Genomic DNA, 24,440 nt, shown 5'->3' on the forward strand with positions numbered 1-24,440 from the left:
GAATTAAAGTATGTACGGTTTATATCAGATTGTGTATTTTACAATAATAGATATTATAAATACTTTAAAATCTCCTTTTTTTATTGCAGTCCTATGTATCATATATTTTCAATATTTAAAGATAGGCAAAATAGAAAAGGAGAATTTAGGTTATAAAAGATCTGCATTACTAAAATTATTTATATCTACTATATTTGGCATGTTTGGAGGAATAATAACGACTGTGGTGTTTCTATACCTAGGTGTTGTCGTCATACCTAAGGATTTTATGTATATATTAATTGTTGCAATTATATTATCCCTTATTAATCCTAGGTATATGTGCTTTTCCTATGGTGGTTCTATAGTGGCCCTATGCAGTCTAATAATAGGATATCCAAAGATCCAAATTTCTCAAGTAATGTCTGTAGTTGCTGTGCTACATATAGTGGAGAGCATATTGATTCTTCTAGATGGATGGAGAAGCAGGCTTCCAGTTTTTTTTGAAACAAAGAGTGAGATAGTTGGTGGATTTAATATGAATAGGTTCTGGCCCATTCCATTTGTAATATTTATTGGTGATGGCTTGATTCATCCTATTACTCTTATGGCAATCCTTAGCTATGGGGATTACTCTATATCATCATATCCTAGGCAAAAAGTTGTAAAGACATCTGTAGTATTATTCATATATAGCATTATTCTATTATACTTATCAAAAACTATAGAAAATCTTTTTCTGCCACCATTATTTGCCTTATTAGGTCATGAATATATCATTCTGCAAAATAAAATGATTGAAAATAATAAAATGCCTATATTTACTTCTTTTGATAAGGGAGTGAAAGTTCTAGAGGTTCTTCCTAATACAGTAGCACATAAATTAGGAATAAAGACAGGAGATATAGTGCTTAAAATAAATGGTGCTGAAATAAATAGCAATAAGGACTTAGAAGATCTTATGAATATAAAGATAAATAAGCTAAGAATTGAGTTTTTTAACATGAAATCTGGATTATCTGTAAAGAGATATTATGGAAAAAGAAAATCCCTAGGACTAATAATAGTCCCTAGGGATTTTTAATTGAGCTTACTTAAATCTAAAGAGTAAATCATTTCTGTTTTTTCGTTATCAAAAGGTAGCGTTATATTCAAATAAACTAGATTTCTATTTTCATCATAATAAATCTTATCACTAATAAAATGAGCTATATCATTAGTTACTTGATTATTTAGTGAATATTTTTTTAATGTAAAGTCATTTTTATTAATGTTTTTATCTACGTAAACTATATTACTATCTGGAAGTATTTCATAATTTAAAATATTTCCTTCAATTTGACTGATGATATCTTTTGCCTTCATATCATAAACAAATAATGAATTATAGTCATTATCTTCATTTTTTCTTAAATAAGAAATCATATTTTTATTTAAGAATTTTGGATTAGCTCCATTACCTATTGGTTTGAATTTATCCCAATCAGAGGTAATAGATATTTTCCTATTTAGTTCATTATCAGTTTTTTCAACTATTAGAAAATTATCATTGTTGATTATTAAATTTTCTATATTTTTATTGAAAATACCTATAACATTTATGTCATTATTTTTTACATTGTAGGAGTATACTGTAGAATTATCATCATTATTTTCTATTAGATATAAAATATTATCACTATTCCATCTCATTGTTTTAGGATTGAATTTATTTTCAAAAGATATTTTATATGCTCTCTTATCATCCAATGGAATTATATATAGTTCTGATCCATTATCATTTACCTCTATAACAGAAACATAGTGTAGGTCAGAGCTAAATTGTGCAGATGATATTTTGAAATTTGAAGAATAAAGCATAGACTTTTCATTATTTAAAGCACTATAATCCCACAATTGTTCGATGGATTTATTGGTATCCTTATCTAATACTGTTTTTTTATATAAAATGTAATCATTATTTATGTAACCTAAAATATGACCACTATCTAAGGAGGTTGAGATAGATAGTTTTTCTGAATCTATAATATTTCCTGTATTTGCATCAACCTGTGCAGATAAATTTACTAAAGGAATATCTGGATTTTCCTTGTCAAAAATACTATTGTAGGATATATCCCATACTATAGCATCATTTATCCTAATTAGATCGAATATTGGAGTTCCTTTTGTTGACACTTTAAAATGGGATTGTATTTTATTTAGTACATCATTGATACCATATTTAATCTTAAGTGGAGTATAATCATCATAGATTATATTAAACTTTAAATCCTCAATTTTTTTAAGTTTTGTTTTTTTAAGTTCCATAACTACTTGGGGTACTGCTAAACGAAGATCATTCTTATTGGAAATCCCACTAACATGAATATTAATTTCACTGCCCTTTTTTACTATGCTATTTACATTAATACCTGAGTATTCACTTAGCCCTAAGGATGCTAATATTTTTAGCTTATTATTGTTAGTGATGATTTCAACAGAAGGTTCAATAGATTGGAAACTTTTAGAGAAAAGTATTTGTTCGATTTCATATTTGATTTCTTCTTCTTCAAATCTCGCATCGTCAAGAGCTACAGAATCTTTTTCATTAGGATTACAACCGGAAAAGACTAGTGCTATAAATATTGTGACAATTATTAATAAAATTCGCTTCATGAAAGTCGCCTCCTTACTGATAGTTTACTATATTAATCTCATTTCTTCAATATGCTTTTTCATAATAAATCTTTATTCTATAATATATTTATATAATATGCTTTGACAAAAGGATATTATATAATATAATATATTATATGTAGGAACAAATGTTCAAGCAATGAGGTGTAAATATGAATAAATTTAAAATAGAATCAAGCTTTAAACCAACTGGTGACCAACCAGAAGCTATAAATAATTTAGTAGAAGGTATCAATAAGGACCTTAAACATCAGGTATTACTTGGAGTCACTGGTTCTGGAAAGACCTTTACTATGGCGAACATAATTGAGAAAGTTCAAAAACCAACATTAGTCATAGCACATAATAAAACATTAGCCTATCAATTAGCTTCTGAATTTAAAGAGTTTTTTCCTAATAATGCTGTAGAATATTTTGTTAGCTATTATGATTATTACCAACCTGAGGCATATGTACCACAATCAGATACCTATATAGAAAAAGATGCATCAATTAATGATGAGATAGATAAACTACGACATTCCGCTACGGCTGCTTTATTTGAGAGGAGAGATGTAATTATAGTAGCATCTGTATCCTGTATATATGGTCTGGGAGATCCTATAGATTACGAAAATCTTGTAGTTTCCTTAAGGCCAGGTATGATAAAGGACAGAGATGAGATAATGAGAAAATTAATAGATATTCAATATATAAGGAATGATATTAATTTTATTAGAGGAACCTTCAGAGTCAGAGGAGATATACTAGAAATATTTCCAGCCTCATCCAGTGAAAATACAATTCGAATTGAATTTTTTGGAGACGAAATTGATAGGATAGTGGAAGTAAATCATCTGACTGGTGAAGTAATTGGGCTTAGATCTCATGTTTCTATATTTCCAGCCTCTCACTATGCTACAACTGAAGAGAAAGTTAAAAGAGCAATAGAAACTATAGAAGAAGAATTAGATGAAAGATTAAAAGAATTAAGAGGTAAGGAGAAACTCCTTGAAGCCCAAAGGTTAGAACAAAGGACTAGATATGATTTAGAAATGTTAGAAGAAATGGGATTTTGTCAAGGAATAGAAAACTATTCAAGACATTTAAGCAATAGACCTTCTGGTTCTAGACCCTTTACTTTAATAGACTATTTTCCAGATGATTTTTTAATAATAGTAGATGAGTCTCATGTTACCATACCACAAATAAGAGGTATGTACGAAGGGGATAAATCTAGAAAGACAAACTTAGTTGAATATGGATTTAGGCTACCATCAGCATTAGACAATAGACCTCTTAAATTTAATGAATTTGAGTCTATTATAAATCAAATTTTATATGTGTCTGCAACTCCAGGCCCTTATGAATTTACACATACAGAAAATACAGTAGAGCAAATCATTAGACCTACAGGTTTATTGGACCCAATTATAGAAGTAAAGCCTACAGATCATCAGATAGATGATTTAGTAAATGAAATTAGAAAAGTGGTAGATAGAGAAGAAAGAGTATTAGTAACAACTCTGACTAAAAAAATGGCTGAAGATTTAACTAATTATTTCAAAGATATTGGAATAAAAGTTACTTATCTTCATTCTGATGTTGAAACAATAGAAAGAATGGAGATAATCAGAGACTTAAGATTAGGTAAATATGATGTTTTAGTAGGTATCAACTTACTTAGAGAAGGATTAGATTTGCCAGAGGTATCCTTAGTGGCCATATTAGATGCAGATAAAGAAGGATTTTTGAGATCAGAAACATCATTGATCCAGACTACAGGTAGAGCTGCAAGAAATGTCTTAGGAAAAGTAATTATGTATGCAGATAGAATAACTAATTCTATGGAAAGAGCCATATCTGAGACAAATAGAAGAAGAAATATTCAAGATGAATACAATAAAGAACATAATATTATACCACAATCTATAAAGAAAGGTGTAAGGGAAATAATAGAAGCTACAATAGTAGCAGAAGATGAAGCAAAATATGAGGAATCATTCTCCAAGGAAGAAATAGAAGGCATGATAGAAGGATTAGAATCTGCTATGTTAAAAGCAGCCGAAGAATTAAACTTTGAAAAAGCAGCAGAACTTAGAGATAAGATAATTGAATTAAAGAAGAAGCTAAAGTAGAGGTGAAGTAAATGGCAAAGGATGAAATAATAATAAGGGGAGCTAAGGAGAATAATCTAAAAGATGTATCCTTAACTCTCCCTAGAAATAAATTCATAGTTTTTACAGGTTTATCGGGTTCAGGAAAGTCTTCTCTAGCCTTTGATACCATATATGCAGAAGGTCAAAGAAGATATGTAGAATCTCTATCTAGCTATGCTAGACAATTTTTAGGTCAAATGGATAAGCCAGATGTTGAGTATATAGAGGGGTTATCCCCATCCATTTCCATAGACCAAAAGACCACATCTAAAAACCCAAGATCAACTGTAGGAACTGTGACAGAGATATATGATTATTTAAGACTATTATACGCTAGAATAGGTACTCCCTATTGTTACAAATGCGGAAAGGAGATCTCCAGCCAAACCGTAGAGCAAATGGTAGATAAAATAATGGAATCTGAAGAAAGAACGAAACTTCAGATTCTAGCACCTATTGTTAGAGGAAAAAAGGGTGAACATGTAAAAATTCTAGAGGGTATTAAAAAAGAAGGTTTTGTTAGAGTAATAGTTGATGAAGAAATGTATGATATTGGAGACGAGATAAAACTAGAAAAAAATAAAAAACATACTATAGAGGTAGTAGTAGATAGAATAGTAGTTAAGGAAGGTATAGAGGGCAGATTATCAGATTCCTTAGAAACAGCACTTAAACTTGCAGATGGACTAGTTGTAGTGGATTTTATTGGAAAGGAAAAAGTAATGTTTAGTGAGAAGCTATCATGCCCAGATTGTAATATAGCTATTGAAGAGCTATCTCCTAGGATGTTCTCTTTCAATAGCCCCTTTGGTATGTGTCCTACCTGTAATGGTTTGGGATTTTATAAAGAAATAGATAGAGATTTAGTTATACCTAATCTAGATTTAAGCATAGATGAAGGTGGGATTGCACCATTTTCTAGCTCAAATGAATCCACATATTATTATCAAATTTTTAAAACCCTAGCAGAGGAAAATGGTTTTAGTATAGATAAGCCATTGAAAGATGCACCTGAGAAGTTTATAGAAGAACTATTATATGGTACAGATAGGGTAATTTCCTTTAAATTTGCTAGTCACTTTGATGAAGAAGGGCTTAGAGATTTTAAGGGGAAATTTGAAGGGATAATTCCAAATCTAGAAAGAAGATATACTGCAACTAACTCTGATTATATGAGAAATAAAATAGATGAATATATGACAGAAAATCCTTGCCCAACTTGTCGTGGAAAGAGATTAAAAGATGAAGTACTGGCAGTAAGAATAAATAAATTAAATATCGCAGAACTAACAGACCTTTCTATCACTAAGGCAATAGAATTCTTTGATAACTTAGTTCTTACAGAAAAGCAACAAATAATAGGACAACAAGTATTTAAAGAAATTAAAGAGAGATTAAATTTTTTAAAGGATGTTGGTTTAAATTATTTAACTCTTTCTCGTACAGCAGGAACATTGTCTGGGGGCGAATCTCAAAGAATTAGACTAGCAACTCAAATAGGGTCTAGTCTTGTAGGAGTAGTTTATGTACTAGATGAGCCTAGTATAGGGTTACATCAAAGAGATAATGAAAAGTTATTAAAGACTCTAAGAAATTTAACTGATTTAGGGAATACATTGATAGTGGTAGAACATGATGAAGACACCATGTATGCAGCAGATCATATTGTGGATATAGGGCCAGGTGCAGGTATTCACGGAGGATATATAATAGCTGAAGGAACAGTTGATGAGATAAAGAATAGTCCCGAGTCCATGACAGGTCTGTACCTTTCAGGTAAGAAAAAGATTGAAGTTCCAGAAAAAAGAAGACAACCTAATGGGAAATGGGTAGAAATAATTGGAGCAGAGGAGAATAATCTGAAAAACATAGATGTAAAGATTCCTCTAGGAGTATTAACCTGTGTCACTGGAGTATCAGGTTCAGGAAAATCTTCTTTAGTAAATCAAATATTACACAAATCCTTAGCTCAAAAACTAAATGGATCAAAGGTAAAACCAGGAAAGTATAAGGATATAAGAGGATTAGAATATTTGGACAAGGTAATAGATATAGACCAATCTCCAATAGGTAGAACGCCAAGATCAAATCCTGCTACCTATACTGGAATGTTTGATCATATAAGAGATGTCTTTGCCATGACATCAGAGGCAAAGATGAGAGGATATCAAAAAGGCAGGTTTAGCTTCAATGTAAAGGGTGGACGATGTGAAGCTTGTAATGGTGATGGAATACTTAAGGTTGAAATGCACTTCCTACCAGATGTATATGTACCCTGTGAAGTATGTAAAGGAAAGAGGTATAATAGGGAAACTCTCCAAGTAAAATATAAAGGAAAAAGTATATCAGACGTATTAGATATGACAGTAGAAGAAGGAGTAGAATTTTTCAAGAATATACCTAAAATATCTAGGAAACTGGAAACCTTATTTGATGTAGGATTAGGATATATAAAGATTGGTCAATCATCAACAGAATTATCTGGTGGAGAAGCTCAAAGGGTTAAGCTAGCCACAGAGCTATCCAAAAGATCTACAGGAAAGACAATATATATATTAGATGAACCAACCACAGGACTTCATGTGGCAGACATTCACAAGCTAATAAAAGTATTAGATCAACTTGTAGAGGGCGGAAATACAGTAGTAGTTATAGAACATAACCTAGATGTTATAAAAACAGCTGATTATATAATAGATTTAGGCCCTGAAGGTGGAGATAAGGGAGGAACAATTGTAACAATAGGGACTCCAGAGGAAGTAGCAAAAGTTAAGAAATCGTATACTGGGAAGTTTTTAAAAAAAGTTTTGGAATAAGTTTATTAAAGGAAAGTTCTAATTAAAATGGATTAGAACTTTCCTTTAATTTTTGACAAAATGCGACATTAAATATCGAAAATTGTATGAACAAATGTATTGACGTCAAATATTAAGATATGATTTAATGAATTTAATAATTAAAGTATTGATTCAATAAATAACTTAGGGCGTATACTAACTTTAAAGTTTTACAGTCAGATGTATATATAAGATGATTTCTTTTCAATGAGGATTCATTCCATTATAGAATCTTAAGTTTCTGTATTAAACGCTGAAAGTTAAATATTAAATTTGGGGTGATATGTTTGGAGGGTGTGATCTTAGAGACTACTTCCGGGGGATTTTAAAGGAAATAAGAGAGAAATTAAATATTAGTCTATCAGATATTGCAGGGAATGACCTTGATATCGATTTAATTAAGTTAATAGAAAGTGATAAAATTCCCTTGGAAACAGATAATGCAGAGATAGTATGTAAAAATATAAATAGTGTCTTAGAACAGAGAGACATGGATTTAATAATTGAACCAGAGGATTTATTTGATCCAAGAAGATATTATGCAAAAGAAAGAGTAGAAACCTATATTATCCAGTGGGACAAGCATAGAAAAGATGGGGATTATATCATAGATGAAGATGATTTAGATGATTTGGAGTTTATTCTAAGTGAATATAATCTTATGGACAAGAAGCTTAAGGTATATGAGCTGATAGGAGATATATATCGTGAAAAGAAGGACTATGAAAACTCTTATTTCTACTATCTTAGGGGGCATGAATTAATCTATAGATACCCTAATAGAAAATCAAACTATCTGTTGACTATTAAATTAGGGGCAAATTATATATATATGGAAAGGTGTCAGGATGCTGTTTCAGTATTTCAAATTGCCTTAATAAATGTAGATAATATACCTGAAGAATATCTAATATATATATATTATAATTATGCTTTAGCTTATTATAAATTAAAGATGTATACATCTTCCTTAAAGATAATTTCAGATTTATTGAGATATACTGAAAGAAAAGATTATGATTTATGGAAGAGAACATATAATTTACAAGGAGTATGTTATCTGGGAATGGGAGAGTATGAAACAGCCTTAAGTAGTTATAATAATGCTCTTCAGGTTTTAACATTTACTGGATACAGTGATTTTAAATATTTAATATATGGAAATATAGCTGAGACTTATACAAAGTTAAAGGATCAAAATCGAGCATATAAGTATTTAGAAGCGATTTTAGAAGATTGGGATGAACTAGATAAGAGTTCATACAATTATTCGCTGATTTGTAATCAATTAGCTATTTCTTATGAAAATCTAGGAGATTTTAAGAAAGCCGAAAAATACTATAAAGAGTCCTTAAAATATGCAAAAGAAAATATTCAGCAGGACTATATTTTAAAAAATCTTACGGCTCTTATGGAATTAAATAAAAAAGCAGATGTCAATGATATTTTAAAAATAATAGAAGAATACTATGAAAGTGTTGTATCAGGCATTAAGATTAATGATAGTCTATTGACAGTCTTTAAATGTTTAAGGACTTGTATTGACAGCCGTGAGTATTTTAAGCTTGAAGGATTAATAGATAGTATAATAAAAATCAAGGGGGAATAATCAAATGAAAAGGAAAAGAATGCTTGTAAGTTTAGTTGTATTGATGCTTTTATTACTTAATCTGTCTATTGGAGTAATTGCTGGAGGAGCTGGAGAGCCAATTATACCAGGGAAGACAGACTCTGTTTTAAAGGTGGAAACAACTAAGCAGTAGGTGAAACTAAATAAGCAAGAATAGTTTTATAGACGTTAAAATTAATCAATTAAAAAAGAAAACCAAGGTTTTGGTAAAAGTGCCAAAACCTTGGTTTTTTTATAATTTTAATATAATAATCAGTACATTATTGCATGTGAATTGTCTTAAAATAATCTTTCATTGATTTGCGTATATTTGGACTTCAATAGTTAGAAATAATTAATTTATTAAATAAATATTGCTATCATAAAATATTTGTTATATAATCAATATAACAAATAAAGCAAGGAGGTAATGAACTTGTTAAAACTTGAAGGCATTTCTAAATCTTATAATAAAGGTGCAATAAAGGCAGTAGATAATATTAATCTAGATATAAAGCCAGGGGAGATATTTGGTTTTCTAGGACCAAATGGAGCTGGTAAGACCACAACTATAAAGATGATAGTAGGATTACTTAAACCAGATAATGGAAAGGTGACTGTAGGAACAGTAGATGCCTGGAAGGAACCACTAGAAGCTAAATCAATGATCTCTTATGTTCCAGATAATCCTGAAATATATGATAGATTAAAAGGGATAGAGTATCTAAACTTTATAGCTGATATGTATGGAATCCCCAAAGAGGAAAGGGAAAAGAAGATGAATTATTATCTAGAATTATTCAATATAAAAGATGCTATAGGTGATATAATAGCTAGTTATTCCCATGGTATGAAGCAAAAGTTAGTTCTTACATCTGCCCTACTAAGTGACCCAAAGTTATTTATCCTTGACGAACCCATGGTAGGCCTAGACCCAAAATCAGCTTTTAATCTTAAAGAGATAATGAGAAAAATGTGTGATGAAGGTAAAACCGTATTTTTTTCCACCCATGTATTGGAAGTAGCAGAGAAACTTTGTGATAGAATAGCAATAATAAATAAAGGTAGAATCGTAGCTATGGGAACTATGGAAGAATTGAGGACTCATGCTGAAGAAAGAGAATCCCTAGAAAATATATTCTTGGAGTTGACTGAATGATGAAAAAGATAATTTCATTAATCAAAACCGACTTTAATACTACCTTTGGTTTTTCCTCCATAGCCTATAGTTTTAAAAATAAGAAAAATAGATGGCAGATAATAGTCTTTGGTTTAGCTATGTTATCTCTTTTACCAACCTATTTTATGATGGTAAAGGGCTTAAATGGGATGTACGATATCTATAGTCAAATAGGACAGAAATCTATGTTTTTACTCTCAGGATTTCTAGCTTCACAGATAATGATATTTCTATTTGGACTTCTCTATGTAATGAGCAAATATTATTTTTCTAATGATTTAGCTCACTTAGTACCATTACCTATTAAACCATCTTATATTTTAGGATCAAAATTTGTAACTCTTATGATAAGTGAATACTTAACTTCATTACCTATAATACTACCATTTATCATTATTTATGGAACCAAGGGCGGAGAAGGTCCTATTTATTGGATATATTCACTATTATTAGCTGCCACACTTCCTATCGTACCTTTAGTATTAGCTTCTATTCTTATAATGGTATTTATGAAGTATACAAATATCGGAAGGAAGAAGGATTTAATTAGGACAATTAGTGCAGTGCTTTTCCTTATAGCTATAGTGTATCTTCAACTTAAAATTCAAACCATAGCACAAAAGGCCATAATGCAAGGAGATAATTTTCTTATGAATCTAGTAGCAGATTCTAATCTCTTAGTGAAGAAATTAGGATTAGGATTTCCACCCTCTCAATGGGGAACATTGGCTTTAGTAAATAATTCTAATATCTTAGGATTAATTAATCTATTATCTTTTATAGGAGTAGGCATCATATCTTTCTTTATAATGATATTTTTATCTGAGAGCTTATTCTTTGATGGACTAATAGGAAATATAGAAGTATCGGCATCTAAGGGAAGAGGAAAGAAATTATCTATAAGAGATTCTGCTAGAGAAACTAAACCATATTTAGCTCTAGCCAAAAAGGAAATTATAATGCTGTTTAAAACTCCAGTGTATTTATTGAATGCAGTTGGAGGAGTAATTATATTTCCAATAATATTAGCAATGTCTAATATGACAGGTGGAGATGAATCTCTGTCAGCAATGATAGATATGCTAGGAGTTGATTCAGGATTAATCGCTTTAGCAGGTATAGGTCTCGTTGTGGCTCTAGGTATGTTAAATAGTATAGGAGCCACTACTTTTTCTAGAGAAGGTAAATGTTTCTGGATACAAAGGACTTTACCTATAAAAGTAGAAGACCAGATAATAGGCAGAGTATTATCATCTTTAGCTGTTCAAGTGTTAGGTATAATTGCTTTATTAGTAAGTTTAATTTTTGTAGTGAAATTAGATATTCTAATTATTCTATTGATAATATTCTTAGGACTCCTAGGTAGTATACCAATGACCCAGATTGGTATGATAATAGATATTCTACGACCAATGTTGGACTGGAACAATCCACAGAAAGCCATGAAACAAAATCTAAATGTATTAATTGGTATGGGTGTAGGTACTTTATATGTGGGAGGACTAGTATTTTTAGTAATTAAAATAATAGATAGGGTAAATATAAATCTTATATATGGATTATTAACTTTAGTATTTGGTATCTCATCAGTGATATTATTTGGGGTGTTAAAAAAGCTAATAACCAAACAGTTTGAAGTTATTGAGTAGAATAAAAAAGGCACAGAAATTTCTGTGCCTTTTGATATTACATAAGTCTTGAATAATATTCAACAACTAATTGATCTTCTATCTCTATAGGAATTTCATTTCTTTCTGGATATCTAACTAGAGTACCAGACATTTTATTTTCGTCTTTTTCTAGGTATGGATATTGATTTAAAAAGAAGTTATTAAAATTCTCTTTAAAAATCTCAATATCTTTAGATTTTCCCTTCAGCTCGATAGTATCTCCTATTTCAACTATATATGAAGGTATATCTACCTTTCTTCCATTCACAAGAATATGTCCGTGAACTACCATCTGTCTAGCTTGTCTAATGGATGAAGCAAAGCCTAGCCTATATACAAGATTATCTAACCTTGTTTCCAAAATTTTTATAAGGGCATGACCTGTTTGCTCCTCAGATTTCTTAGCAATTCTAACATATTTTGAAAATTGTTTTTCCATTACACCATAGTATGCTCTAAGTCTTTGCTTCTCTAATAATTGTCTTCCGTACTCAGTAAGCTTTTTGTCTGCTCTAGATGTTCCTCTAGTGGCTCTATCCATTGCTTTAGGATGACCACAAACATTTAATCCTAATCTCCTAGATTGTTTAAATCTAGGCCCCATCATTTTTGCCAATATTTATCACTCCATCAAAATTATTTGCCGCGATAATTTTGAGCCAAAAATAGTATAACATAAAAAAGCATAGAAGTAAATGATAATTATTATCATTTGCTTCTGTTATTCTAATTTATTTTAATTTTTCCGCCATTTCTCTTATTTTAATATCTTCCTCATCTATAGGATCTCCTAAAACAATGCCATGAGGAATTGTTTTGTTATTTTCATCAATGAATACGAAAGTAATGAATCCATCTGACAGTATATCTTTACTGTTATTTTTAGTCATTTTCCCATATACAACAAAGCTAGTTCTTCCAGCCTTTGCTATTCTAGTTTGTAAATTTATTATATCTCCTTTATTACCAGGAGTTTTAAAAGTCAAGCCATGAATATTTACACAAACTATATTCTCAGGTTTTTGCGTAGCCTTAGCACCGCATATAAAGCAGGCTTCTACAAACCATTCTGCTCCTCTTCCTGCAAATAAAGTACCATGATGATTTAAATCCTCTGATTTAACTAATCTAGACACATTAACTATTTCCATTGTCTTTCCTCCTTAGATTTAGATTGTCACAAACATTATAACAAATCATAGATTAAAAGCAAATTATATTTATTATTTACAATCTACATGATATAGTATTAGTATGGTTTTAAATAAAGGTTATGGCTTGTTTAGAGTATCGAAATATATTATAATAATTAGGTTATATATTATAAAAATTAAATATAAGGGGATATGGAATGGAGCAAAGACTTTTACAAGAAAATAAGCTTATTAGAAATAGAATATTGTCTATGATTTTACCTATTACTGGTGAAAATGTTTTGCAAATGACTGCTGGAATTGTACTTATGGCAATGATTGGTAGGATTGATGCCTATGCAGTTGGTGCTATAGGTATAGCAACAGTTCTTTATAGGATATTATGGGGGATATTTAAAGGTATAGCCACAGGCACCTCGGTTTTAGTGGCTCAATCTCATGGAGCAAATAACTATAAAAAGCTAAAATCCATTTCAGAACAATCATTTATAATTTCCATAGGTACAGCTATTATATTTCAGCAATTACTCTTTTGGTTTGCCAAACCATTATTAACAGTATTTAATCCAAATCCAGATTTACTTGCAAATGGAGCATTATATTTAAAGACAATATCTTGGTCGTTACCTTTTGCGGCAGTAATACTTTTAGTCGCTGGTATACTTCAAGGAATGGGTAATGCAAGGACACCTATGATAGCTGTTGGTATATTAAATATAGTTAATATTGCTGCTGGATTCATTTTAGTAACTGGGAAAGCAGGTATTAAGTCACTAGGATTAATAGGTGCAGGATATGCTTATAATATAGCATATATTACTTCTGCTATATTTGGAATAATTATGCTATTTGGTAAAAATGGAATTATAACTAGTATGGGAGAAAAATTGGAATTTAAGTTTAAATCAGATGAAGCTTTAATGATATTAAAACTTGGACTTCCAACATCCTTTGAAACATCATTTTGGCAAGCAGCATCCATATTTCTTACAAGAGCTATTCTTACTTATGGAGAGCTGGCTTATTCGGCCTATCAATTAGGTCTACAGGCAGAATCTATATCCTATATGCCTGCAACAGGATTTGGTGTAGCAGCAACGACATTTGTTGGTTATGCATTAGGCAGTAGAGACAAAGAGTTAGGTAAAAAATATCTTAAACAATTAATAAGATATACCGTTATTGTAACTATATTTGCTGCAGGTGTACTCCTCATATTTCCTAAACAGATAATGGGACTTTTAGTAAAGGAGCCAGAAGTTATTAGAATAGGTGCTATGTACTTATTTGTAATGGGTATAGTCCAATTGCCTCAAAATATATCTGGAGTATTAAATGGTGCATTAAGAGGAGCAGGTTATGCAAAGGTTCCTATGATTAATGCAGGAATAGGACTTTGGATTATTAGAGTTCCTTTTGTTATGATAATGGCTTATATATTTAAGGCAGATATACTATGGATTTGGATAGGTATTGGAATAGATATGTGCTTTAGATTGGTATTTTCATACTGGTATTTTAAAAGAAAGGATATTTTTGAAAGTGATGCACTGATTATTGAATAAAAGATGGGAAGGTGAGTATATGAAAGATATAGAAATAGCAAAGAAACTTTTGATAGAAGAAGATCAGGCATTAGTAGCAGTAAAAAATGGTGAAGTAGTTTTTAAATCTAAAGATAAGGGGATTAAACCTATGTATATTATAGCTACTGAAATGAAGGCAAAGGTTTATGAGGCTTCATTGGCCGATAGAGTAATTGGTAAAGGAGCAGCTATTTTATGTGGTTATATTGGTATTAAGGAAGTATATACTGATTTGATATCAGAAGGTGGTATTTCTGCCTTAGATAAATATAAGATTCCATATACTGAGAATAAATCTTGTCCATACATTAAAAATAGAGATAAAACTGACTATTGTCCTATAGAGAAGCTTTCACTAGCTATAGAAGACCCTATATTATTGTTACAAGGTATAAAAGAATTTTTCGCATCAATAAGTAAGCAATGATTTAGCTAATTGCATCAATAGATAGACAGGTAATAGCTTTGCTATCCTGTAGAAAGGAGATATTTAATGTACGAAAAAAATAATACTAAGAGATTAATTATAGCAGGATTATTATTAGCAATAGGAGTTATTATTCCAACGATATTTCATACAACAGGAATTCCAGGAAATATATTTTTACCTATGCATGTTCCAGTTTTAATAGGAGGCTTTTTATTACCACCGTATTTAGCATTATTATTAGGTATGTTAACCCCTATACTTAATTCTTTGATCACTGGAATGCCGCCATTGTTTCCAATGGCAGTGATTATGATTTTTGAATTAGGTATTTATGGACTTGTAGCTTCAATACTATATAGAAAGTTAGAACTACCTTCTGTAGTTGCATTGATAATATCTATGATAGCTGGAAGGATAATGGCAGGATTAGTAGTGTTTATATTAGCGGCATTTTTTGCAATTGAAATGGACCCTATGATATTTGTCATAGGAGGAGTTACAACTGGAATACCAGGTATTATAATTCAATTAGTTTTGGTACCTAGCTTAGTATATAGTATAGTAAGATATACTACCATAGATTTAGATTAATAGACTAGGGAGGGGTAAAGATGAGTATACTAATTAAAAATATTAAATTAGTACCTATGGATGGGAAGAGTGAATTAATAGAAAGTACAAATATTTATATTGTTGATAATAAGATAATGCATATTGGTGAAAAAAGAGAAGATTTACATGTTGAAAAAATTATTGATGGAAACAATAAGATAGCCATGCCTGGGTTAATTAATGCCCATACACATATAGGTATGTCCTTGCTTAGAAATTTTGCCGATGATTTGCCATTGCATGATTGGTTGACTAAAAAGATATGGCCTACGGAAGCGAAATTAAATGCTGATGATATATACTGGGGTTCACTTCTAAGTATGGTTGAAATGATTCAAGGCGGTACTACAGCTTTTTGCGATATGTACTTCTTTATGGATGAAGTGGGTAAAGGGCTAGAAGAATCAGGAATGAGAGGGGTACTTACTAGAGGTTTGATCGAAGATGATCAGGCACAAATAAAACTTAATGAGACTAGAGAATTATTTAAAAATTGGAATAGTAGGGGAAATGGAAGAATTAAGGTTATGGTAGCACCTCATGCACCATATACCTGTAGCCCAGATTTTTTAAAAGAGAGTTTTAAACTGGCAAAGGAATTAAACACAGGTATCCATATACATCTTTCCGAGACAAAGAAAGAAGTGGATGATAGTTTTAAACTATATAGCAAATCTCCAATTAAACATGTATATGATTTAGGGATATTTGATACACACACTATTGCTGCTCACTGTGTTCATGTAGATGATAATGATATGGAAATTATGAGGGAAAAGAATGTGTATCCAGTAAATAATCCAGGTAGCAACTTAAAATTAGCTAGTGGATTTGCACCAGTGGATAAGATGTTAAATAGGGGAATTTCAGTTGCACTAGGGACAGATGGTTCTTCATCTAATAATAACTTAAATATGTTTGAAGAAATTAACTTAGCAGCTATTATAAACAAGGCAGTTAATTTAGATGCAGTATCGGTTCCAGCCATATCAGCCCTTGAGATGGCAACTATAAATGGAGCAAAGGCTTTAAAATGGGATAAAGAAATAGGGTCAATAGAATTAGGCAAGAAAGCAGATCTAATATTAATTGACATAGATAAACCTCATCTTTATCCGCATCACAATATAATATCCTCTTTAGCTTATTCAGTTCAAGCTTCAGATGTTGATACAGTTATAGTAGATGGAAAGATAATAATGGAAAAGCGAGAGATAAAGACATTAGATGTAGAAAAGATAAAATTTATGGCAGAAAAGCATGCTAAGGATTTAATTAGAAGATAATAAACTTTATTGAAATATGTTTGCTTTGGATCCAATATAATAGTTATTAAGAAATTAACTTGCTGTGCTAGTAATAAAATTGACTAAGAACATTGATTTTATAAAGCTCAGCAAGTTATATTAATTTTATGCTATAAGATAGAAATCGATTTCACGTTGAGATTTATAAAAAAGGGGGATTTAATGTGAAATATTATAAGAAATTAAAACTAATAACTCTTGTAATATTAATAGTTGTGACTATTAGTGGATGTGATTTTGCTAATGACTATCAAAAGGGTATATTTGATGATGATATTGAGATTATAAAAACTGATGATAGCTTTACATATTTAGAAAAATTAGGAAAAGATGCAGATAACAAAAAAATAATCGAATTCAAATATTTTACAGGAATGGATACTATATATTATATTACAGTTAATGAAGACAGTGAAATCACAATCAACTTTGAATCAAATATCAATAAAGGAGATTTCAAGGTAGTATTGATATCACCAGATTATGAGATTATAACTATCTTGTATGGAACTGATGAGGTTGGTAAAACAATTTCAGTTAAGAAAGGCGAAAGTAGAATAAAGATTATAGGCAAGGAAGCCAGTGGAAAAGTAGGGATGAATATTAAAGCAGATGAGAATGTTGAAATTAAAAGTAAAGAAATGATGGCATTAGAAAAAGATGTAGAAAAGCTGGATAGATTATTTATTAATTTAGAAGAGAGTAATTCCTTAGAAGAAATAATTAGCCAATATTCTCATGATTTAGATGGAGCATATGCAGAAGGATATGGATCATACCTATGTAAATCATATACTCAAGAAGGAATAGAAAAATTTATTAGTCTTCTTGCTGAAGAAGAAACAGCAATAATTAAAGGGGTAATAGAGATGTTATTTTCAGAACTAAGTATTCAAGAAAATATTAAGGAAATTAATAGTATTATCGATTATTTGGATGAATTGAAACTAGATGACTTTAACAATAAAGAGTTATTTATTGTTCATTTAATGCTTTCTGAGGCATATGTAGTAAAAGACAATATACAATAGAATTATAATATAGTAAACTGGTAGATCTTGTGCTTGTAAATTATATTGATTAAGATTGTTCTATATATTTGCATTATTAGTCAAGATTCTAAAGAAATTTCTATAATGGAAAAGAGAGAAATGAGGATATTACATATAGATAAAGCAAAATCTATAGCAGAAGAACATGCTAAGGATTTAGTTAAAAGATAATAAAATCGTGGAGAACAGACACTATATTGTTTTGTGAATATAATAATCATTAGGAAAGTCCTAATGATTATTATATTTTTTTATTAGTTGGCAATAATTTATGATATCGAAAAATCCTAAAGGTGAGAATTATGATTTTAAAGAATCTAGAAGAAAATCGAGAAGAATTAAAGAAAATATTTAAAAATTCTAGCGATCTAATTTTATATGAGCTTGATACCTTATGTAATACTAAGGTAATAGTTGGATATATAGATGGGCTAGTTGATAAAAGCAGATTAAATGATAATTTAATAAAGCCTTTAATCAAAGATTTAATATCTCCTCAAGATGTATTATCTACGATTTTTATTGCAGGTGCAAAAGAGGTATATAATATGAATGAAATTTCATACCCAATGACAACTGGTAATGCTGTGTTATTCATAGAAGGTATGAATGTAGCATATTTGTTCGAATTAAATTTCTGGGAGAAAAGGACAATAGAAGAATCTGGAAATGAAAGGGTAGTTAGAGGACCTAAGGAAGGTTTTATCGAAGATATTAATGTAAATAAGGCCCTTTTAAGGAGAATAATTAGAAATAATAATTTTGTATTTGAAGATTATATTTTAGGTGTACAAACTAATACTCAGATGTCATTGGCTTATATAGATGGTTTAGTGAAGCAAGAGATATTAGATGAATTAAGAAGGAGAATAGAAAATATTAGAATAGATGGAATATTGGATTCAGCATATATACAACGCTATATAGAGGATGCTCCAAAAACAATGATATGTACAATTGGATATACACAAAAGCCTGATGTAACAGCTGGGAAAATTTTAGAAGGAAGGATTGCTATTTTATGTGATGGAAGTCCAGATGTATTGACCGTGCCAAAGTTATTTATAGAAGATTTGCAAATGGCTGAGGATTACTATTCAAGACCACAGTATGGAACATTTCTAAGAATTCTAAGAATTTTTGCCTTAATTGCTTCAATAGTATTGCCTGGTTTTTTTGTAGCTCTAAAGACTTTTCATCAAGAAATGATACCTACAAAACTGCTTATGTCTATGGCTAAGAACATAGAAGAAGTACCATTTACAGCTTTCATAGAAGCATTACTTATGCTCTTTTTTATTGAACTAATTAAAGAATCGGGTCTTAGAATACCTAGTAACATAGGTACAGCAGTAACTGTAGTAAGTGGTATAGTAATAGGGCAGACAGCTGTTCAAGCAGGAATAGTTGGCCCTCTAATGGTTATAGTCATTGCAATTACAGGTATATCAGAATTTATAGTTCCACAGCAGAGAGAAATAATAGTTATTTATAGACTAATATTACTTTTTCTAGGGGGATCATTAGGATTATATGGTGTAGTCTGTGGCATAGTAGTAATGATAATTCATCTTATTTCATTAAAATCCTTTGGAGTTCCTTATATGTATCCTATAGCTCCATATGATAGAGAAGGTATGAAAGATTTTATTTTTATGAGATCCATAAAGGAGATGGATTATAGGCCTAGGGCTATAGTTAATAAAAATGCAAGGAAAAGGAATGATATAGATGAAAAAAAATGAGAGATTTCTAATTACAGCAATATATTTAATAGTAACTTCTCTAATCCTTACATCTTGCACTGAAACCCATGAACTACAGACTCTAGCTATAGTTACGGCTACAGGAATTGATTTGGAAAATGATAAGGTGATAATAACATGTGAAATAGTAGACCCTACATCTAATGGCTCATCTAATAGCTCATCATCCGACTTTACTTATTCTCAAGGAAATATAGTATTTGCTCAAGGTATGGGTAAAACAGTATTTGAGGCAATCAGAGATGTAACTTTGCATTTTGATAGAAAATTATTTTTTTCTCATTCTAATATCCTTATATTTGGAGAAGAATTCGCCAAGAAAGGTATCACTGGATTCTTAGATTTATTTCTAAGAGATTATGAACCAAGAGAGAGTGCATACATACTAGTTGCTAAGGAAGCTAAGGCCTATGAAGTAATGGGAGTGAAGGGAGAGCTTAGTGAATCTGCTGGGGCCTACTTAAAGGATATCTTAGATAATTTTCAGTACAATGGAAAATGTTTGAGTGTAAGTATGGCTGAATATTTTAGATATTACTATGAAATAAGTAATGAGCCTGTTATAGGAGTTGTACAGAGACTAGAAAAAAGAGTAATAGATGAAGAAAGGCGTAGAAATATGCCTATGAAATCAATATTAGACGTATCTGGCGGAGCGTATTGAAGAGAGATTATTTAGTGGGATACTTTGATGGAGATGAAATACTTGGCTTTAACTTTATTGTAGATCGTGTAAAAGGAGGAGGAATTGTATTTAATACTCCTGAGAGATTAAATAATGGGAAGGCCATTATTGGAAATGAGGAAAAATTTACTACAGTAGAAATACTAAATTCAAAAACTAAAAATAATATTGAGATATCTAATGGACAAATACATTTAAATATTAACATAAAGTTAAGAGGATCATTAGCTGAAGAAAATAAAGCAGTTGATATAAGTGACTCTGAAACTCTTAAAGAACTTGAAAAATCTTGTTCTGAAAAAGTAAAAAGTCTTGTTTCAGCAACTATGGATAAAGGACAAAAGGAATTCAAGCAAGATAATTTCAGTATCGGGACAACAGTACATCGCCAATATCCAGAGATATGGAAAGATATAGCTGAAAACTGGAATAACATTTTTCCAGATATATCTTATAGCATCAATGTAGAAACAGATATAGTAAAGGCTGGAATTATTAATGTGCCTAGTAACCTAAGAAGAAGGAGATAATAAGGATGAGTGAAAAGATTTCATCAAGGCAAGCAAGCTTACTTATTACTATTAATAGAATAACAACTATAATTACTATTATGCCTACAATATATATAGGTCCAGCTAATCAGGATATATGGATAGTTATTATAGTATCTTTTTTCTATACCATCTTATCATCTATTCCCTTATTATTTTTATCTAATAGATTCAATGAACTTACAATTATTGGATATTTGGAAAAGATATTGGGTAAAGTTTTAGGGAAGATTATGGGGGTGCTTTATGGAATTTTTTTTGCAACCATATCAATTTTATTTTCTTATACAGCTATTCAAATGATAAGAACTTCATTCCTGACAAATACAAAACCAGTTATAACTATAATATTTCTAATAGGCAGCTGCATATATGTTGCCTCTAAAGGGGGGGAAGCTTTATTTAGAGGGGCAGAATTATTTGTTCCAATAATTATAACTTCAGTCATCATTTTTGTTCTTCTAGGATATAATAGCATAGATTTAAAAATATTACTGCCTATATATAAAGATTCTAATTTTCTAGATATTAATATTGGTGCAATAGAATTATCCCTTATATTTGTTGATATATCTATAATAAGTATGATTACCCCAAAACTCGAAAATAAGAAAGCTATAAATAAAATTTTTACTAAAGCCGTCTTTTATTCTTTATTATTTGCACTACTAGTAGTAGTGGCAACTCAAGCATCATTAGGAATAGAGCAAGCTAAACACTCGAACTTTCCATTTTTAAATTATATTAGGCGTATTAAAACCTACTCTATTTTTGAAAGACTAGAGTCTGTTTATACACTTATATGGATAATTGCTATGATGGGTAAGATTACTGCATATCTTTATATTTCCAGTGAGGCCTTTAAAGAAATATTTAGGAAAAAAGGAAAAAATATAATATTATACATTATTGGGGTAATTAGTATTTTGATAACTTATTATATTGCTGAGTTTAAGCCCATATTAATAGAGTTAAAACCAATAAGATTGTCAGAATATATTTACTATTTTATTTTCAAGACTTTCATACCCTTAGTAATAATGATAGTATACTTCTTTAGAAGAAGTTCCTTTGGAAAACATGAGAGACTTGGAAATTAGTTGTTTAAAGGAAGAGTTATTATAACTTCTGTCCCTTCTCCATATTTACTTTTTATATCTATTGTTCCATTGTGGGCTTCAACTATAGATTTTACAATAGATAAACCAAGTCCAGTTCCGCCAGTGTTTTTGTTTCTTGAATTATCAGACCTATAAAATCTGTCGAATATAAATGGCAGATTTTTTTCTTCTATTCCTATGCCATTGTCAGCTACTTTAATAATGCTATTATCTTTATTGCTTATAAGAGTTATAAAAACCTTACCTCCTTCATTAAGATATTTAATGGAGTTTGATAGTAGATTATACATTATTTGTTTAAGTTTATCTCTATCCATGGTGATGTTAATATTATCCTCTATGCTAGTTTCAATGCAAAAGCCTTCTTTTGTATATAGGGGAATAAATGTTGTAATAGTATCTCGAAGTTCTTTAGACATATCAAATCTAGTCTTATTTAGAACTAGATCTAGTTCTTCCGACCTAAAGGAATTTTTAAGATCATCAACTAAAGTAGATAATCTATCGATTTCTTTCATTAGAATATTCAAATGATCTTCATTAGGCTCCCATATTCCATCAATAATAGCTTCTAGATGACTTTTGAGAGTAGCTAAAGGAGTTCTAAGTTCATGGGAAATATCAGAAGCATATTTTTTTCTTATATTTTCTTGTTTGGCTAAAGTTTCACCAAGATAATTAATTGAATCTGATAATTCTAGAATTTCTACTGTACTGGTATTTACATTAGATTTTCTGTTAAGATTACCTTTGCGCATTTCAACTGCTGTATTTCTAATTTCTAATAAAGGATTAGTTAGAGATTTAGACAGCATAGCACTTGTTCCTAGTCCAAGGAAGATTGTGAATATAGCTGAAATAAAGAATGATTTAGTTAAGGTATCTTTAAAAATAATTGCAGATTCAGTTAAATAAGCATTATCAATATATCCTATAATTAATTTTCCCACCTCATCATTTCCTTCAAGTAATGGGCAGGATTTTTCTATATAATTTCCCTCAGGAATGTTGTGCATCCTCATCATCCTTCTATGCATCCCGCCCATTCCTTCCATACCATTTCCATTATTAGAAGTATACAAAATGTTATCATTTAAATCTCTTATTTCAATATATACATTTTCTAAGGATGCATAGGAGTTAATTTCTCTTTGATATAAGACATATCCATTCTTATTATATAAATCATTAATTTCATCACATATTTTCTGAAGTTTACTCTGCTGCTCTTCAGCAAGATAATTTTCAAATTTATTATTTATCATTAGATTTGATATAAAGCTAATGATTATAATAGACACAAGAATTGAAAATATGAAGTTAAGAGTAAGTTTTTTAGAAAGTTTCATATATATTCCTCCAATAATTGTTAAAGAACACATTAAAATTATGTGTACAGGTAATTTTTTTGTTATAGTATAGTTATATTATAACAGTTAATCTTGAAGTCATTATGAAGAAGTTAAAGATAATTTTAATTTTCTCCATATTTTCTTCACATTTTGTAGCTATAATGAAGCTATAAAATGAAAGGAGAGGTTATTGTGAAAAAATCATTAGTAGTAGGAGCTTTAGTGTTAAGTCTAGGAATTGGTTCTTTAGTTGCATATGCTGATACAACGAAAACACCAAGTATAATTCCTGGAAATAGAAATACAAACCTCAATATAGAAGATAGAGAAGCATGGTTTAAGGAAAGAACTGAATTTAAGAAGGAACAAATAAAAAAGGCTCTTGAAAGTGGATTAATAACAGAAGAAGAAGCAAAGGCGTGGGAAGAGCATTTTGAAGAAATGGAAGAATTCCATAATAAAAATGGATTCATGCCAGGTGGTTGTGGTGGAAAAGGCTTTGGAATGGGAAGAGGAATGGGCATGATGAGAGGTAATAGTTGGGCAAGATAAATTCGGAGGCAGGTGAGGCAATTTGCTAAAATGGATTAAAAAAATGCTAGATAAACTTGTAAAGGCTAATAAAGAATCTTTTGGAGAACAACCATTGGATTGTTGCCAATTAAGCAAAAACAAATAAACAATAACTACATTGATATCAAAAGTGTATTAATTGTTTTCCTATCCCAATTT

23 protein-coding genes are annotated in these 24,440 nt (G+C 30.2%); 19 read left to right on the forward strand and 4 right to left on the reverse strand.

Going from position 1 to position 24,440, the window contains the following annotated elements:
• Positions 1-10 precede the first annotated feature (10 nt).
• Positions 11-1,063 (forward strand): PDZ domain-containing protein, encoded by a 1,053-nt coding sequence (locus CIW83_RS02560; protein WP_094899145.1) that lies wholly within the window; start codon positions 11-13, stop codon positions 1,061-1,063.
• On the opposite strand, the gene CIW83_RS02565 is transcribed toward CIW83_RS02560, so the two are convergent.
• Positions 1,060-2,637 carry a hypothetical protein gene (locus tag CIW83_RS02565; protein WP_094899147.1) on the reverse strand — a complete coding sequence of 526 codons (1,578 nt, stop codon included), beginning with the start codon at positions 2,635-2,637 and terminating at the stop codon, positions 1,060-1,062. The two genes, CIW83_RS02560 and CIW83_RS02565, sit on opposite strands and share 4 nt — an antisense overlap.
• 173 nt (positions 2,638-2,810) lie before the next feature.
• Here CIW83_RS02565 and uvrB point away from each other — a divergent pair, with 173 nt between their 5' ends.
• From uvrB to CIW83_RS02590, 6 genes are all read left to right on the forward strand, one after another.
• Positions 2,811-4,775, forward strand: coding sequence for an excinuclease ABC subunit UvrB (gene uvrB / locus CIW83_RS02570; RefSeq protein ID WP_094899148.1), 1,965 nt, complete (start codon positions 2,811-2,813; stop codon positions 4,773-4,775).
• Positions 4,776-4,786: 11 nt separating this feature from the next.
• Entirely contained in the window at positions 4,787-7,612 is a 2,826-nt protein-coding gene (gene uvrA, locus CIW83_RS02575; RefSeq protein WP_094899151.1) for an excinuclease ABC subunit UvrA, read from the forward strand.
• Positions 7,613-7,916: 304 nt separating this feature from the next.
• A complete protein-coding gene (locus CIW83_RS02580) occupies positions 7,917-9,242 on the forward strand; it encodes a tetratricopeptide repeat protein (RefSeq protein WP_094899152.1) in 1,326 nt (441 codons plus the stop codon).
• Between the two features lie 4 nt (positions 9,243-9,246).
• Positions 9,247-9,396: a hypothetical protein gene (locus CIW83_RS22060; RefSeq protein ID WP_158219987.1), complete on the forward strand. Its 150-nt coding sequence runs from the start codon at positions 9,247-9,249 to the stop codon at positions 9,394-9,396.
• Between the two features lie 282 nt (positions 9,397-9,678).
• Complete coding sequence (locus CIW83_RS02585; protein WP_094899154.1) at positions 9,679-10,401, forward strand: ABC transporter ATP-binding protein; 723 nt, start codon at positions 9,679-9,681, stop codon at positions 10,399-10,401.
• The gene (locus CIW83_RS02590; protein ID WP_094899156.1) at positions 10,398-12,071 is read left to right on the forward strand and encodes a hypothetical protein; all 1,674 of its coding nucleotides are present in this window, start codon (positions 10,398-10,400) and stop codon (positions 12,069-12,071) included. The genes CIW83_RS02585 and CIW83_RS02590 overlap by 4 nt, the downstream gene beginning before the upstream one ends.
• Before the next feature lie 37 nt (positions 12,072-12,108).
• Here the strand turns inward: CIW83_RS02590 and rpsD are convergent, their stop codons facing one another.
• Both rpsD and CIW83_RS02600 read right to left on the reverse strand, forming a co-directional pair.
• Positions 12,109-12,708 (reverse strand): 30S ribosomal protein S4, encoded by a 600-nt coding sequence (gene rpsD, locus CIW83_RS02595; RefSeq protein ID WP_094899157.1) that lies wholly within the window; start codon positions 12,706-12,708, stop codon positions 12,109-12,111.
• Between the two features lie 115 nt (positions 12,709-12,823).
• Positions 12,824-13,243, reverse strand: a complete 420-nt coding sequence (locus CIW83_RS02600; RefSeq protein ID WP_094899159.1) for an acyl-CoA thioesterase — start codon at positions 13,241-13,243, stop codon at positions 12,824-12,826.
• A 200-nt stretch (positions 13,244-13,443) separates the two neighbouring features.
• On the opposite strand from CIW83_RS02600, the gene CIW83_RS02605 reads away from it, so the two are divergent.
• The 10 genes from CIW83_RS02605 (at position 13,444) to CIW83_RS02645 (ending at position 22,335) form a co-directional block, all read left to right on the forward strand.
• Positions 13,444-14,811, forward strand: coding sequence for an MATE family efflux transporter (locus CIW83_RS02605; RefSeq protein ID WP_094899160.1), 1,368 nt, complete (start codon positions 13,444-13,446; stop codon positions 14,809-14,811).
• A 19-nt stretch (positions 14,812-14,830) separates the two neighbouring features.
• Positions 14,831-15,259, forward strand: coding sequence for a DUF1893 domain-containing protein (locus tag CIW83_RS02610; protein WP_094899187.1), 429 nt, complete (start codon positions 14,831-14,833; stop codon positions 15,257-15,259).
• A 66-nt stretch (positions 15,260-15,325) separates the two neighbouring features.
• Positions 15,326-15,853 carry an ECF transporter S component gene (locus CIW83_RS02615; protein ID WP_094899162.1) on the forward strand — a complete coding sequence of 176 codons (528 nt, stop codon included), beginning with the start codon at positions 15,326-15,328 and terminating at the stop codon, positions 15,851-15,853.
• Positions 15,854-15,873: 20 nt separating this feature from the next.
• Positions 15,874-17,160, forward strand: a complete 1,287-nt coding sequence (locus tag CIW83_RS02620) for an amidohydrolase (protein WP_094899163.1) — start codon at positions 15,874-15,876, stop codon at positions 17,158-17,160.
• A gap of 185 nt (positions 17,161-17,345) precedes the next feature.
• Complete coding sequence (locus CIW83_RS02625) at positions 17,346-18,212, forward strand: hypothetical protein (protein WP_094899165.1); 867 nt, start codon at positions 17,346-17,348, stop codon at positions 18,210-18,212.
• Between the two features lie 45 nt (positions 18,213-18,257).
• Positions 18,258-18,404, forward strand: a complete 147-nt coding sequence (locus tag CIW83_RS22065; RefSeq protein ID WP_158219988.1) for a hypothetical protein — start codon at positions 18,258-18,260, stop codon at positions 18,402-18,404.
• Positions 18,405-18,535: 131 nt separating this feature from the next.
• Positions 18,536-19,978, forward strand: coding sequence for a spore germination protein (locus CIW83_RS02630; RefSeq protein WP_094899167.1), 1,443 nt, complete (start codon positions 18,536-18,538; stop codon positions 19,976-19,978).
• Complete coding sequence (locus tag CIW83_RS02635) at positions 19,965-20,663, forward strand: hypothetical protein (RefSeq protein WP_094899168.1); 699 nt, start codon at positions 19,965-19,967, stop codon at positions 20,661-20,663. Before CIW83_RS02630 ends, CIW83_RS02635 begins: the two co-directional genes overlap by 14 nt.
• Positions 20,660-21,214, forward strand: coding sequence for a Ger(x)C family spore germination C-terminal domain-containing protein (locus CIW83_RS02640; protein WP_158219989.1), 555 nt, complete (start codon positions 20,660-20,662; stop codon positions 21,212-21,214). Before CIW83_RS02635 ends, CIW83_RS02640 begins: the two co-directional genes overlap by 4 nt.
• Before the next feature lie 5 nt (positions 21,215-21,219).
• Positions 21,220-22,335, forward strand: a complete 1,116-nt coding sequence (locus CIW83_RS02645) for a GerAB/ArcD/ProY family transporter (protein ID WP_094899171.1) — start codon at positions 21,220-21,222, stop codon at positions 22,333-22,335.
• On the opposite strand, the gene CIW83_RS02650 is transcribed toward CIW83_RS02645, so the two are convergent.
• On the reverse strand, positions 22,332-23,705 hold the full coding sequence (locus CIW83_RS02650) for a cell wall metabolism sensor histidine kinase WalK (protein WP_094899173.1): 1,374 nt from the start codon (positions 23,703-23,705) through the stop codon (positions 22,332-22,334). The genes CIW83_RS02645 and CIW83_RS02650 overlap by 4 nt on opposite strands.
• A 195-nt stretch (positions 23,706-23,900) precedes the next feature.
• Here CIW83_RS02650 and CIW83_RS02655 point away from each other — a divergent pair, with 195 nt between their 5' ends.
• Both CIW83_RS02655 and CIW83_RS24160 read left to right on the forward strand, forming a co-directional pair.
• Positions 23,901-24,260: a DUF2680 domain-containing protein gene (locus tag CIW83_RS02655; RefSeq protein WP_094899175.1), complete on the forward strand. Its 360-nt coding sequence runs from the start codon at positions 23,901-23,903 to the stop codon at positions 24,258-24,260.
• A 22-nt stretch (positions 24,261-24,282) separates the two neighbouring features.
• Positions 24,283-24,387, forward strand: coding sequence for an LDCC motif putative metal-binding protein (locus tag CIW83_RS24160; protein ID WP_255374252.1), 105 nt, complete (start codon positions 24,283-24,285; stop codon positions 24,385-24,387).
• The last annotated feature ends 53 nt before the right edge of the window (positions 24,388-24,440 follow it).

This window comes from Tissierella sp. P1 (assembly GCF_002266425.1).
Lineage (GTDB): Bacteria > Bacillota > Clostridia > Tissierellales > Tissierellaceae > Tissierella > Tissierella carlieri.

What these genes read in the sequence shown, in the direction of transcription:
- CIW83_RS02560 (WP_094899145.1), top strand. Translation starts at nt 11, where the DNA reads ATGTACGGTTTATATCAGATTGTGTATTTTACAATAATAGATATTATA.
- CIW83_RS02565 (WP_094899147.1), bottom strand. Translation starts at nt 2,637, where the DNA reads ATGAAGCGAATTTTATTAATAATTGTCACAATATTTATAGCACTAGTC.
- uvrB (WP_094899148.1), top strand. Translation starts at nt 2,811, where the DNA reads ATGAATAAATTTAAAATAGAATCAAGCTTTAAACCAACTGGTGACCAA.
- uvrA (WP_094899151.1), top strand. Translation starts at nt 4,787, where the DNA reads ATGGCAAAGGATGAAATAATAATAAGGGGAGCTAAGGAGAATAATCTA.
- CIW83_RS02580 (WP_094899152.1), top strand. Translation starts at nt 7,917, where the DNA reads ATGTTTGGAGGGTGTGATCTTAGAGACTACTTCCGGGGGATTTTAAAG.
- CIW83_RS22060 (WP_158219987.1), top strand. Translation starts at nt 9,247, where the DNA reads ATGAAAAGGAAAAGAATGCTTGTAAGTTTAGTTGTATTGATGCTTTTA.
- CIW83_RS02590 (WP_094899156.1), top strand. Translation starts at nt 10,398, where the DNA reads ATGATGAAAAAGATAATTTCATTAATCAAAACCGACTTTAATACTACC.
- CIW83_RS02600 (WP_094899159.1), bottom strand. Translation starts at nt 13,243, where the DNA reads ATGGAAATAGTTAATGTGTCTAGATTAGTTAAATCAGAGGATTTAAAT.
- CIW83_RS02605 (WP_094899160.1), top strand. Translation starts at nt 13,444, where the DNA reads ATGGAGCAAAGACTTTTACAAGAAAATAAGCTTATTAGAAATAGAATA.
- CIW83_RS02610 (WP_094899187.1), top strand. Translation starts at nt 14,831, where the DNA reads ATGAAAGATATAGAAATAGCAAAGAAACTTTTGATAGAAGAAGATCAG.
- CIW83_RS02615 (WP_094899162.1), top strand. Translation starts at nt 15,326, where the DNA reads ATGTACGAAAAAAATAATACTAAGAGATTAATTATAGCAGGATTATTA.
- CIW83_RS02620 (WP_094899163.1), top strand. Translation starts at nt 15,874, where the DNA reads ATGAGTATACTAATTAAAAATATTAAATTAGTACCTATGGATGGGAAG.
- CIW83_RS02630 (WP_094899167.1), top strand. Translation starts at nt 18,536, where the DNA reads ATGATTTTAAAGAATCTAGAAGAAAATCGAGAAGAATTAAAGAAAATA.
- CIW83_RS02635 (WP_094899168.1), top strand. Translation starts at nt 19,965, where the DNA reads ATGAAAAAAAATGAGAGATTTCTAATTACAGCAATATATTTAATAGTA.
- CIW83_RS02645 (WP_094899171.1), top strand. Translation starts at nt 21,220, where the DNA reads ATGAGTGAAAAGATTTCATCAAGGCAAGCAAGCTTACTTATTACTATT.
- CIW83_RS02650 (WP_094899173.1), bottom strand. Translation starts at nt 23,705, where the DNA reads ATGAAACTTTCTAAAAAACTTACTCTTAACTTCATATTTTCAATTCTT.